Raw genomic sequence first — 12,556 nt, forward strand, 5'->3', positions numbered from 1 at the left:
CGGCTCGCCGACCGCGAGAAGGAGTCGCACGTGACCGTAGTTCCGCTGCGGGCCCGCAGACCATCAGTTGCCGTGAGTTGCCCTGGCGCTTGCTAAGAGGCCAGAGATGGTGACGCTGCCGTACCTTGCGGCCGGATGGGCGTCGAACGCCCGGATCCGCCGGGAGCAGCCGGTCGGGATGGAGGTCAGGGTCGCGCCCGGAGGTGAGGTCTGCTGGAGATCAGCACTCGACCTCCGCACATCGTGGGCAGTGTTGCGGCAGTCGGCGGCCGCTCACACTCAGTTGCTACCGTGCCGGCGGCGTCCGCTGCGGGTCCGGCCTGGCCTATCCGGTGGTGATTCCGGCCGACGGTCTTGCTGCGGGCCAGGGAGTTCCGCCTAGTCAGCGGGGGGTGCGATCCGGGCCGGGCGCCGTTGACCCGTGGAGGCGCGGACCACCAGGTGGGTCGGAATCGTGACCGGTTTGTCGACCGGCGGCTGGGCGCCGGAGATGAGAGCGAGCAGGCCCTGTACGGCGGTGCGGCCAAGGAGGTGCAGCGGCGCGGCGAGGGTGGTCAAGCCGGGCGTGACCAGGTCGGTACCGAAGATGTTGTCGAACCCCACGACGCTGACGTCCTGCGGCACCCGGAGGCCGACGGTCGAGAGGCCGCGCAGCAGTCCCAGGGCCATCAGGTCGTTGTAGGCGATGACCGCGCTGGTCGGTCGTCGCCAGAAGTCGTCAGCGGCGGCGACGCCGCCGAGCACGGTGGGCGGATACGGGCCGAGACGGTGCAGTCGCAGGCCCAGTTCGACCGTCGCCTCACGTAACGCCCGCCAGCGGATCCCGTCCGACCACGCCGCCTCCGGCCCGGCCAGATAGGTGATGTGGCTGTGACCAAGGCCGGCCAGGTGATCCACGGCCTGCCGCATGCCGCGCCGGTGATCGGTCACCACCGACGGCACACCCGCGACGGCCCGGTTGAGCACGATCAGCGGCCGGAGCTTGGCCGTCATCCGGATCGCGGTGTCGGACATCCGGGTGCTGGCCAGCACGATGCCCTCCACCGTCTGGACGGCCCGGTCCAACGCCTCCCGCTCGAGCTGGTCGGACTCCTGCGCGTCGACGAGCAGGATCGTGTAGCCGGCCCCCATCGCCGCCGCCTGAGCACCACGGATGATCTCGAAGTAGTACGGGTTGGTGATGTCGGAGATGGCCAGCGCGATCATCGAAGAACGCTCGCTGAGCAGCGCGCGGGCGACGGGATTGGTGCGGTAGCCCATCTCCAGCGCGATCCTGCGGATCCGCCCGGCGGTGTCGGCGTTGACCCGGCCCGGGCGGGCGAATGCCCGGGACACCGTCGACGCGGCAACGCCCGCCGCTCGCGCCACATCGTAGATGGTTGGCGCCGCCCGCCCGTCACTGCCGGTCGAAGCTGCCACCGGGCCTCCTCGAGGTTACGGGTCGTTTCCCAACCTAGATCCTGCGAATGCCGACGACTGGGGTTGACCCGCTGTGACGGACAGGGTCGGTGTGTGGTGTCAGGCCACCATACTGCCCGTGATGGGGGCTTCGGCTTGGTTGGCGGCGGGGCTGAGGTAGCCGAGGGTGCAGTGCCGTCGGCGGTAGTAGCAATTCCAGGCAGCTCACCCGCTACAGCACTCGATCATGTACATGGAGTAGGACTCCGGGGCGACGTTGACCAGAGATTTATGGTCGTTACTCGCGAGGACCTCGTGTTGGCGCCACGGTAGCCGAGCAAGCGGTGCGCTCGGCACCGCCGGCCCGATCGTCACGCACGCTGGCCCGGTTCACGCCGTGATGATTACGTGCAGGTTGCGGGGCCCGTGGACGCCCTCGACCCGGTTGAGTTCGATGTCACTGGTGGCGGACGGTCCGCTGATCCACGTCAGGGGCCGGTGCGGGGTGACCCGGGCGAGGGCGTCCGGCACGGTGGCGACGACCTGGCCGATCCGCACCACGCACACGTGCACGTCCGGCAGCAGCGTGATGATCCGGCGGCCCTGGTCCGGGGCCCCGTCGAGCAGGATCGTGCCGGTCTCGGCCACGGCCACCGCCGCCGCGGTCACCACCCCGTCCACAGCGGCGACGCGCCCCGGTGGGAGGTTGTCGTCCGGCACCGCGCTGACGCTGCCCGGTAGCCAGTGCCGGGGCAGGCCGGGTGGCACCACGACCTGCCGGCCGCCGAGCGCCTCGTCGACGACCCGGGCGACGTCGGTGTCGGCGCACCGGTGCACGGTGGCCCGGTAGTCGGTGAGGCGGCCCACGAGCACGTCGACGTCGGCGTCGGCGTCGCCGGCGGGACGGTAATCCCTAGGCACCTCGGTCGGCGCCGGCCGAGGGTCGCCGAGGGCGGCACGCACCCGACCGAGGATGAGGTCCCGTGCGGTCACCGCTGCGCCCACCACTGACGGAAACTCTGCGGCGGCGGCTCCGGCAGGTCGCGGCTGGCCGTCCAGCCGGACAGCGGCGGCGGCAGGCCGCGCCCGCGCGGGCCGGCGAGCCGGCTCAGCCGCGCGGCGCGCTGCCCGGCCGCGTACAGCGCCGGGTGGTCCATGGTGTACGCGGCCGCGGCCATCGCCGCCGCCTCGGAACGGGGGTGGGGCGCCTGGCCGCGCAGGTGCACCAGGATCGACGGAATGTCGATCATGACAGGGCAGGCGTCGTAGCAGGCCCCGCAGAGCGACGAGGCGTACGGCAGGGAGGCGTTGTCGGCGATGCCGGTCAGTTGCGGGGAGAGCACGGCGCCGATCGGCCCCGGATACACCGACCCGTACGCGTGCCCGCCGGTGCGCTCGTACACCGGGCAGACGTTCAGGCAGGCCGAGCAGCGGATGCAATGCAGCGCCTGCCGGCCCACCTCGTCGGCGAGCACCGCGCTGCGCCCGTTGTCCATTAGCACCAGGTGGAACGCCTGCGGGCCGTCGCCGGGGGTGACGCCGGTCCACATCGAGGTGTAGGGGTTCATCCGCTCCCCGGTCGAGGCCCGGGGCAGCAGCTGGAGGAAGACTTCCAGGTCCCGCCAGGTGGGGATGACCTTCTCGATGCCCAGCACGGTGATCAGGGTCTCCGGCAGGGTGAGGCACATCCGCCCGTTGCCTTCGGACTCGACGACCGCGAGCGTGCCGGTCTCGGCCACGGCGAAGTTGGCCCCGGACACGGCCACCCGCGTACTCAGGAACGTCTCCCGCAGGTGCCGGCGGGCGGCGGCGGCCAGGGCCGCCGGCTCGTCCGCGAGCGCCGGGTCGACCCCCGGCATCGCCCGCAGGAAGATCTCCCTGATCTCCGCCCGGTTGCGGTGGATCGCGGGCACCAGAATGTGAGTCGGTCGGTCGTCTCCGAGCTGCACGATCAGCTCGGCCAGGTCGGTCTCGACCGGCTCGATCCCGGCGGCCTCCAGGGCCTCGTTGAGGCCGATCTCCTGCGTGGCCATCGACTTGACCTTCATCACCCGGTCGGCGCCGGCCGCCCGAACCAGGTCGGTGACGACCCGGTTCGCCTCGACCGCGTCGGCCGCCCAGTGCACCGTGCCGCCGGCCCTCGTGACCACAGCTTCCAGCTGCTCCAGCAGCTCGGGCAGGCGGGCCATGGTGTCGGTCTTGATCGCCCGGCCTGCGGCCCGCAACTCCTGCCAGTCCGGCACCTCACCTATCGCGGTCCCCGACTTGCCGCGGATCGTCGTGGTGGCGTGCCGCAGGTTCCGGCGGAGCTGGGCGTCACCCAACGCCCGCCGGGCCGCCGCTGGGAAGGGCTCGTCGCCGCGCAGGTGGCCCACCCCGGGCGGGGCGGTCGCCGGCATGCCCAGGAAGGTGGTCTCACGTCCGGTGGCCTCGGCCGGCCCGCCCGAGGCCGTCACCGGGCCACCCCCGCGACATCCCGGCCGGCACCGCGGGCATCCGCCTCGGTGCTGGCCAGGATTTCCGCCAGATGCACCGTCCGCACCCCCGCCCGCAGCCGGGACAGCCCGCCACCGATGTGCATCAGGCAGGAGGCGTCCCCGGCGGTGCACACGTCCGCCCTCGTGGCCAGCACGTTGCGCATCTTGTCCGCCAACATCGCCGTCGAGGTGTCCGCGTTCTTCAGCGCGAACGTACCCCCGAAGCCGCAGCACTGCTCCGCCTGCGGCAGCTCCACCAACTCCAGACCACGCACCTCGCGCAGCAGCCGCAAGGGCCGGTCCCCGACCCGGATCATGCGCAGTGCGTGACAGGTCGGGTGATACGTCACCCGGTGCGGAAAGTACCCCCCGACATCGATCACCCCCAGCACGTCGACCAGCAGTTCCGACAGCTCATACGTCCGCGCGGCCACCTCCTCCGCCCGGCTCGCCAGCCGCTCACCGCCCGCCCGGCGCGCCACCATCGCGTGCTGATGCCGCACCGACCCGACGCACGAGCCGGACGGCGCCACCACCACGTCGTACGGGGCGAACACCCGCACGTGCCGGCGGACCAGCCGCAAAGCCTCGTCCGGATAGCCGGTGTTGACGTGCATCTGCCCGCAGCACGTCTGATCCTCCGGGAAGACCACCTCGTGGCCCAGGCGCTCCAGCAACCGCACCGTCGCCTTGACCGCCTCCGGAAAGAGAGTGTCGGCGAGGCAGGTCACGAACAGGGCAATCCGCATCCTCAACCAGCCATCCGATCTTCCGCGGCTCGCCAGACCGACTGGTGGCGCTCGCGCAGATGAGCGCGTTCGTGGTTCAGCACCTGGACATCCGCCGGCAGGTCACGGGTGCGGCTGGCCATCAGTTGCGCCGGTGCGCCAGAGCGGGGGGCCGCCCTCTCGCCACGGGGATGCCGGTAGGGGTACGTCCGACGATCGGCACGTTCAGACAATGCGGCCCAGCCATTCCTCGACGCCGGCGATGTGGACCGTCGCCCAGGATCGGGCCAGCTCGGGTTGCCGGGAGGTGATGGCCTCCAGAATCGCGGCGTGCTGTTCGCGGGTCTTATGGACGGCGCCTTCCTGCGTCAGTCCCCGCCAGATGCGGGCGCGGGTGGTCGGGCCGGAGAGGCTGTCGAGCAGCGAGCTGAGCAGTTTGTTGCCCGCGCAGGCCGCAATCTGCCGATGGAACTCCAGGTCGTTGGCGACGAGTTCGTCGATGCTCGGATCCTCGCCGAGCGCGTCGAGGACGTTCCGGAGCTTGCCGAGTTCCTCCTCACTGATCCGCTGCGCGGCGAGCGCGGTGGCGGCCGGCTCGAGAATGCGGCGTACCTCCAGGAACTGCAGGACGGTGTCGTCGCGGTGGAAGTCGACGACGAAGCTCAACGCGTCGAGAAGCATCGCCGGGTCGAGGCTCGTCACGTACGTGCCGTCGCCCTGGCGTACGTCGAGCACCCGGATCAGCGACAGCGCTTTGACCGCCTCGCGCAGGGAGTTGCGGGACAGGCCGAGCCGCTCGGCGAGGTCGGGTTCGCGCGGCAGCCGATCACCGGGGCTCAGTTCGCCCGCGACGATCATCTGCTTGATCTTGCCGATCGCCTCGTCGGTGACCGCCATGCGTTCCTTCACCGTCCCTATCTACCACGAAAACGGGTACGTGCTCAGGGTCCGAGTCGGTAGGTTCGCGCCGCGGTGTCGCCGAACACCGCCGCCCGCTCCTGCGTTGACAGCGCAGGCAACGCCTCGGCCACCGCCGACATCACCGCGCCGTAGTCGGCGGCCAGCCGGCAGACCGGCCAGTCCGAGCCGAACATCAGCCGTTCGGGGCCGAACAGCTCCACGGCCGCGCCGACGAACGGGCGCAGGTCCGCGACCCGCCACCGGTTCCAGTCCGCCTCGGTGACCAGTCCGGAAAGCTTGGCGGTGACGTTCGGCAGCGCCGCGAGTTCCGCGACCGGACCCGCCCATTCGGCCAGGCCGGCCGCGCCGTCGCGGATGCGGGGTTTGCCCAGGTGGTCGAGGACGAAGCTGAGTTCCGGGACGTCCCGGGCGGCCCGGGCCACCGCCGCGAGCTGGTCGACCCGGCCCACGACGTCGATCGCCAGGCCGGCCTCGGCGACGGTACGAAGCCCGCGCCGGACCTGCGGGCGGTCGAGGTATTCCGGGTCCGCCTCGCCCTGCAGTTGCGGCCGGACGCCCACCAGCAGCTCGCCCCCGGGCAGCTGCCGGTAGCGGGCGACGGTGTCGGCGAGCGCGGGGTCTGCCGGGTCGGCCCACGCGACCACGCCGCCGATCGCTGAGGTGCTGCTCCCGTACCGGAGCAGGATGGCCGCCTCCGCGGTGTCGCAGCGTCCGCCCTCCACCAGGATTGTCCGGTCGACGCCGGCGGCGGACAGCTCCGGCTGGAGGTCGGCGGGCGTGAAGGACCGGCGAATCGGGGCCAGCTCCGGCTCGTCGAGCCACCGGTAGCCGTCGTCGATCCGCCACAGGTGGTGGTGCGCGTCGACGATCATGGCGTACCCACCGGACTGGTGGGAACCGGGGCGTCCGGGCGCAGCAGCCCCTCGGCGACCAGCTCCGACCAGAAGTCGGCCGGCGGTGGTGCGGCTGCCTGCAGCGCGGCGTTCCGCCGGACCTGCCCGGGGTCGTGCGCCCCGACCACCACCGCCGCCACTGCGGGGTGTGCGCCGGCGAAGGCGAGCGCCGCCGCTGGCAGCGAGGTCCCGTGCCGGGCGCAGACGGCGGCGATCGCCCGCACCCGGTCGACCATCGGGGGCGGCGCGTCGTGGTAGTCGTAGGGCAGCCCGGTGTGTGGCCGGTCGACGGCGAGCAGGCCGCTGTTGAAGACGCCCGCGTTGAGTACGGAGACGCCGCGCTGCGCGCACCTCGGCAGCAGCGTGTCCAGGGCGGGCTGCTCCAACAGCGTGTACCGGCCGGCGACCATGACGGCGTCGAGTTCGGTCTCTGCGACGAACCGGTGTAGCACCTGCCACTGCATCGACCCGACCCCGATCGCGCCCACAACATCCTGTGCCCGCAGGTCGTGCAGGGCCGGATATGCCTGCTCGAGTGCCTGAACCTGGTGGTCCTCCGGATCGTGGATGAGCACCACGTCGATGCGGTCCAGGCCGAGCCGGTCCAAGCTCGCCTCCAGCGAACGGTGCACCCCGTCGGCGCTGAAGTCCCACACCCGGCGGTGGTCGGCCGGCACGTGGAAGCCCGCCGGGTCACGTCGCGTCGCTCCGGCGGGGTCCGGCACGAGCAGGCGACCCACCTTGGTGCTGACCGTGTACGAGGGCCGCGGCAGGCTGCGCAGCGCGTCGCCGAGCCGGCGCTCGGAGAGCCCGAGCCCGTAGTGGGGTGCGGTGTCGAAGTACCGGATGCCCGATTCCCACGCCGCCGCCACGGTGTCCCCGGCTTCGGCGTCTTTCAGCGCCGTGTAGAGATTGCCGAGTTGGGCGCAGCCGAGACCTTGCGGACTCACGGTCACCTCTGACCGCCCCAGCCTGACCTCCGTCACGGCAGTTCCCAGACGAGGCGCAGCCCCGAGTCGGTGCCGGAGTAGTCGTCCTCGATCTCCAACAACTCCGCCATCCGGGCCTGCCAGGGCACGTTCGCCGGATGATCCCGCAACTCGTGTCGCATCCGCTGGTAGTCCTCGACCTCGACCAGATGGAACAGGTCGCGCCCGTCCCGCCAGATCCGCCACGAGCGCACCCCGGCGGCGCGCAGCGCGCTGTCCAGCTCGGCCGGGATGACCCGGTGCACCGTGTCGTACTCGCCTTCCTTGCCCGGCTTGAGCCGGGTGTGCAGGGCGATCCGTTGCATGGGGCAGCTCCTTTGCTCAGTCAGGACGATCCGCAGCGGGGCGCGGCCGCAGCCCCTGCATGCCGCCGTCGACGGCGAGGACACTGCCGGTGGTCGACCCGGCGAGGGGGCTGGCGAGGTAGGCGATCGCGGCCGCCACCTCGTTCGCGCTGACCAACCGGCCGAGGGGCTGGCGGGCCTGCAACGCGGCCAGCTCTGCCGTCGGGTCCTCGGCCGCCTCCAGCAGCCGGCGCACCCACGGCGTGTCCGCCGTGCCGGGGTTGACGCAGTTGACCCGGATCCCCTCCCGCAGGTGGTCGGCCGCCATCGCCAACGTCAGTGACTGCACCGCTCCCTTGCTGGCGCTGTAGAGCGCCCGATCCGGCAGTCCGGCGGTCGCCGCGATGGAGCAGGTGTTGACGATCGCCGCGTGGGACGACGCGCGCAGGTGCGGCAGTGCGGCGCGGGTCACCCGGACGATCCCGACCACGTTCACGTCGAGCACCCGGTGCCACTCGTCGTCCGGGTTGCTCTCCACCGTGCCGCGGGCTCCGATACCGGCGTTGTTGACCAGTACGTCGACGCCGCCGAGCGCCTCGGCGGCGGCGGCCACGGCCTCGCGCACCGAGGGGTCGTCGGCGACGTCCGCCGCGAAACCGAGCAGCGGCTCGGGCACCGCCTCGGGGCGCAGGTCCAGACAGGCCACGCGGGCGCCGCGCTTCGCCAGCAGAGTCGCCGTCGCCAGCCCGATGCCCGACGCCCCGCCGGTCACCAGGGCCCTCAACCCGGTGAACTCGCCTCGATCACCCATCACCGTTCCACCTCACCATCGGTCCGGTCGTCCTCGTCGCGGGGCCGCCCGCCGCCGCTCCCACTCACCGTCGGACCGGGCGCGCCTGCGGCGGACCACACCGGGCCGTGCGGGAAGACGTACTCGGCCAGCGTCTCCGGCCGCATGGTGGCGCTGAATCCCGGCGCGGTCGGCGCGACGTAGCGGCCGCGCGAAACCACCACTGGATCGACGAAATGTTCGTGCAGGTGGTCGACGTATTCGATGACCCGGTCCTGCATCGAGCCGGACACGGCGACGAAGTCGAACATCGACAGGTGCTGGACCAACTCGCAGAGGCCGACCCCGCCCGCGTGCGGGCACACGGGCACACGGAACTTCGCCGCCAGCAGCAGGATCGCGAGAACCTCGTTGACCCCGGCGACCCGAGCCGCGTCGATCTGCACGTAGGAGATCGCCTCGAGCTGGAGCAGTTGCTTGAAGACGACCCGGTTAGCGATGTGTTCGCCCGTCGCGACGCCGATCGGTGCCACCCCGCGGGCGATCGCGGCGTGCCCGACGACGTCGTCCGGGCTGGTCGGCTCCTCGATCCAGTACGGGTCGAACCGGGCCAGCTCGCGCACCCAGCTGATCGCCTCCGGCACATCCCAGCGCTGGTTGGCGTCTACCGCGATGCGGACATCCGGCCCGCAGGTCTGCCGGGCTATGTCCATCCGCCGGATGTCGTCGGCCAGATCCGCGCCGACCTTCAGCTTGATCTGGGTGAAGCCCTCCGCCACCGCTTCTTTGCACAGGCGGCGCAGCTTGTCGTCGTCGTAGCCCAGCCAGCCGGGCGACGTGGTGTAGGCCGGGAACCCCTCACGCTGCAGCAACTCCTCCCGCTCGGCGCGTCCGGGTTGTGCGGTACGCAGGATCCGCAGCGCCTCGTCGCGGGTCAGGGCGTCGGTGAGATAGCGGAAGTCGATCAGCTCGACGAGTTCCTCCGGGCTCAGCCGGCTCAGCAGCTGCCACAGCGGCAGCCCTTCTCGCTTGGCCCGCAGGTCCCACAGGGCGTTGATCACGGCGGAGATCGCCATGTGCATGACGCCCTTCTCCGGGCCGAGCCAGCGCAGCTGCGAGTCGTGAACGAGCTCGCGCCAGAAGCCGCCGAGGTCGGCCAGGACCGCGTCCACCGACCTGTCGAGCAGGTACGGCCGCAGCGAGGCGATTGCGGCCGCCTGCACCTCGTTGCCGCGGCCGATGGTGAAGGCGAAGCCGTGCCCCTCGTGCCCGTCCACGTCGTCGGTGCGCACCACGAGGTAGGCGGCCGAGTAGTCTGGGTCGGGGTTCATCGCGTCGGAGCCGTCCAACTCGCGCGAGGTCGGGAAGCGGACGTCGAGGACCTCCAGCTCGGTGAAGTTCATGCCTGCCCCACCTGCTGGCGCTGGCGCCCCAGCCCGTCGATCTCCAGCTCGACGACGTCGCCCGCGACCAGGTACGGCTTCGGTTCGGGTTGCCCGAGTGCCACTCCGGCCGGAGTGCCGGTGTTGATCACGTCGCCCGGGTGGAGCACCATGAACTGGCTGAGGTAGCGGATGATCTCCCCCACCGGAAAGACCATGTTGGCGGTTGCGCCGTCCTGCCGCAGGTCACCGTTCACCCACAGCCGCAGCCTCAGGGCCTGCGGGTCGGGCACCTCGTCGGCGGTGACCAGCCATGGTCCGAGTGGGTTGAAGGTCTCGCAGGACTTGCCCTTGTCCCACTGGCCGCCACGCTCGAGCTGGAACTCCCGCTCGGACACGTCGTGGGCTACGGCGTAGCCGGCGACGCAGTCCATCGCCTCCTCGATGCTGGACAGGTAGCGGGCGGTGCGTCCGATGACGACCGCGAGCTCGACCTCCCAATCGGTCTTCGTGCTGCCACGCGGAACAAGAACCGTGTCGTCGGGTCCCACCACGGTGTCCGGGGCCTTTAGGAAGACGACCGGCTCGGTCGGGAGCGGGGCACCGGTCTCGGCGGCGTGGTCCCGGTAGTTCAAGCCGATGCAGACGATCTTGTTGGGTCGCAGCGGTGGTCCGATCCGCAGTCCGTCGGTGGCGAGCACCGGCAACTCGGCCGTCGGGAGTTCCGCCAGCCGCCGGATGCCGTGGGTGGCGAAAAACGATGCGTCCAGGTCGTCGATCAACCCGTTGAGGTCGCGCAGTCGCCCGTCCGCGTCCAGCAGTGCCGGGCGCTCGTGTCCTGGTGCGCCCACCCGCAAGAGCCTCATGCGTCGCCCCCAGAATTCATGTCGCACATCCAATACGTCAGTTCTCGGTCAGCTCACGTCAATGCGCTACGGCGCCCCGGCTACCCCTTGGTGGCGCCTCCGGTCAGGCCCTTGACGAACTGTCGTTGCAGAGCCAGGTAGAAGATGAGCACGGGCAGCGTGGCCAGGAACATCAGCGCGAAGAGGCTGCCGAAATCCGCCTGGTACTGCCCGATGGAGCGGTAGATGCCGGTGGTGATCGTGGTCCCCTGGCTCGGGCCGAGAATGATCAGCGGATTGATGAAGTCGTTCCAGATCCACACGCTGAGGAAGATGACGACGCTCGCGGTCGCGGGGCGCAGCAACGGGAAGACGACCCGCCAGAAGACCTGCATACGACTCGCACCGTCGATGCGCGCCGCCTCTTCGAGTTCGACCGGTACGGCGCGGATGAAGCCCATGAAGACGAAGATGCCGAACGGTACGTAGTAGCCGACGTTGAACAGCACCAGACCCTGCAGTGTCGCCATCAGGTGGGTGAACCGCAGCACGTCGGTGATCGGTATCAGGATCACCTGCGGCGGGATCATGAGCCCGCAGAGCAGGAGCAGGGTCAGTGCCCGGGTCCACCGATTGCGGGTGCGGGCGAGGTAGTGGCCGAGCATCGCGGAGAGCACGATGAGCACCAGCACCGACAGGAGCGTGACGACGATGCTGTTGGTGAGGCTGACCCAGAACAGGCGGTCCGGCCGGGTGAGCACCGCCGTGATGTTGGCCAGGGTGGGCGGCAGCGGAAGCTGGGCGGGTTGCTTGGCGATCAGGTCGCCGTGTTTGAAGACGTTCGCCAGGACGAAGTACAGCGGCACGAAGAAGACCGCGGCGAGCGTGATCGCCACGCCGGGGCGCAGCCACGACGGTTTGCCATGTTTCACAGGTCCACCTCCCGGCGCTGCAGGAACCTCAGCGCGATCGCGGTCACGACCGCGACGATGAGCAACATCAGGATCGCCATGGCGGAGGCGTATCCACCGTGGTTGGCGTCGAAGCCGGTCTGGAGCACGTTGAAGGCGACGGTGGCGGTGGTGCCGGATCCCGGCCCGCCGTTGGTGATCACTTTGATGTAGTCGTATGCCTTGAACGCCGAGATCAGCAGGACGACGGTGTTGACGGTCAGGGCGGGCGCCAGCATCGGCCAGGTGACGGCGCGGAAGCGGCGGACCGGGCCGGCGCCGTCGATCGCCGCTGCCTCCTGCAGCTCGACGGGCACACCCTGGAGGCCGGCGAGGTAGACCACGACGCAGAAGCCGAGCATCTGCCAGCTGATGATCGACGCCACCGAGTACAGGGCGACGGCCGGATCGGAGAGCCAGCCGGGGGGCTGGTCGACCCCGAGGGCCCTCAGCGTCTCGTTGAGCGGTCCTTCGCTGTCCAGCAGGCGCGACCAGATGACGCTCACGACCACGGAGCTCAGGATGACCGGGGTGAAGAAGACGCTGCGCAGGGCGTTGTAGAGCCACCCGTGCCGGTCGAGCAGCAGCGCGACCGCCAGCCCGAGCACGTTCGGCACGATCACCACGATCACGGTGAGGATGGTGGTCACCCGCAGCGCCGTGAGGAACTGGTCGTCGCGCAGCAGCAGCTGGTAGTTCTCCAGTCCCACATACTTCGTCGGCGGGTTGAACGGGTTGTAGTTGGTCAGGCTGTAGCCGAGGCTGACCAGAATCGGTGCCAGGACGAAGCAGGCGTAGATCAGCACCCCCGGCGCGGCGAACGATGCGAAGTGCCCGAGGGCCGGCCCCAACGGGCGTCGTCGCCGGGTTCTTGTCGTCTCCTCCGATGCGGGCCGTGT

The 12,556-nt window shown here is 70.6% G+C and carries 13 protein-coding genes; all 13 read right to left on the minus strand.

The features are described 5' to 3' along the window. Nucleotides 1–378: 378 nt before the first annotated feature. A complete protein-coding gene (locus AB0F68_RS13395) occupies nt 379–1,419 on the minus strand; it encodes a LacI family DNA-binding transcriptional regulator (protein WP_357336377.1) in 1,041 nt (346 codons plus the stop codon). A gap of 369 nt (nt 1,420–1,788) precedes the next feature. Beyond that, the gene (locus AB0F68_RS13400; RefSeq protein WP_357336381.1) at nt 1,789–2,391 is read right to left on the minus strand and encodes an LUD domain-containing protein; all 603 of its coding nucleotides are present in this window, start codon (nt 2,389–2,391) and stop codon (nt 1,789–1,791) included. Further along, complete coding sequence (locus AB0F68_RS13405; protein ID WP_357336488.1) at nt 2,388–3,797, minus strand: lactate utilization protein B; 1,410 nt, start codon at nt 3,795–3,797, stop codon at nt 2,388–2,390. Before AB0F68_RS13405 ends, AB0F68_RS13400 begins: the two co-directional genes overlap by 4 nt. Before the next feature lie 53 nt (nt 3,798–3,850). Further along, the gene (locus AB0F68_RS13410; RefSeq protein WP_357336490.1) at nt 3,851–4,624 is read right to left on the minus strand and encodes a (Fe-S)-binding protein; all 774 of its coding nucleotides are present in this window, start codon (nt 4,622–4,624) and stop codon (nt 3,851–3,853) included. A gap of 204 nt (nt 4,625–4,828) precedes the next feature. Next, the gene (locus tag AB0F68_RS13415) at nt 4,829–5,500 is read right to left on the minus strand and encodes a FadR/GntR family transcriptional regulator (RefSeq protein WP_357336383.1); all 672 of its coding nucleotides are present in this window, start codon (nt 5,498–5,500) and stop codon (nt 4,829–4,831) included. 44 nt (nt 5,501–5,544) lie between these two features. After that, a complete protein-coding gene (locus AB0F68_RS13420) occupies nt 5,545–6,396 on the minus strand; it encodes an amidohydrolase family protein (RefSeq protein ID WP_357336385.1) in 852 nt (283 codons plus the stop codon). Beyond that, a complete protein-coding gene (locus AB0F68_RS13425) occupies nt 6,393–7,367 on the minus strand; it encodes an aldo/keto reductase (protein WP_357336387.1) in 975 nt (324 codons plus the stop codon). Before AB0F68_RS13425 ends, AB0F68_RS13420 begins: the two co-directional genes overlap by 4 nt. Nucleotides 7,368–7,399: 32 nt before the next feature. Beyond that, nucleotides 7,400–7,711: an L-rhamnose mutarotase gene (locus AB0F68_RS13430; protein ID WP_357336389.1), complete on the minus strand. Its 312-nt coding sequence runs from the start codon at nt 7,709–7,711 to the stop codon at nt 7,400–7,402. 16 nt (nt 7,712–7,727) lie between these two features. Then, nucleotides 7,728–8,501 (minus strand): SDR family oxidoreductase, encoded by a 774-nt coding sequence (locus tag AB0F68_RS13435; protein ID WP_357336393.1) that lies wholly within the window; start codon nt 8,499–8,501, stop codon nt 7,728–7,730. Next, a complete protein-coding gene (locus AB0F68_RS13440) occupies nt 8,501–9,883 on the minus strand; it encodes an L-fuconate dehydratase (RefSeq protein WP_357336395.1) in 1,383 nt (460 codons plus the stop codon). Before AB0F68_RS13440 ends, AB0F68_RS13435 begins: the two co-directional genes overlap by 1 nt. Next, a complete protein-coding gene (locus tag AB0F68_RS13445) occupies nt 9,880–10,728 on the minus strand; it encodes a fumarylacetoacetate hydrolase family protein (protein ID WP_357336398.1) in 849 nt (282 codons plus the stop codon). The genes AB0F68_RS13440 and AB0F68_RS13445 overlap by 4 nt, the downstream gene beginning before the upstream one ends. 80 nt (nt 10,729–10,808) lie before the next feature. Further along, nucleotides 10,809–11,639, minus strand: a complete 831-nt coding sequence (locus tag AB0F68_RS13450) for a carbohydrate ABC transporter permease (RefSeq protein ID WP_357336400.1) — start codon at nt 11,637–11,639, stop codon at nt 10,809–10,811. Next, complete coding sequence (locus AB0F68_RS13455) at nt 11,636–12,508, minus strand: sugar ABC transporter permease (protein WP_357336403.1); 873 nt, start codon at nt 12,506–12,508, stop codon at nt 11,636–11,638. Before AB0F68_RS13455 ends, AB0F68_RS13450 begins: the two co-directional genes overlap by 4 nt. Nucleotides 12,509–12,556: the final 48 nt, after the last annotated feature.

The sequence above is a fragment of the Micromonospora sp. NPDC023966 genome (assembly GCF_040639095.1).
Classification (GTDB): domain Bacteria; phylum Actinomycetota; class Actinomycetes; order Mycobacteriales; family Micromonosporaceae; genus Micromonospora.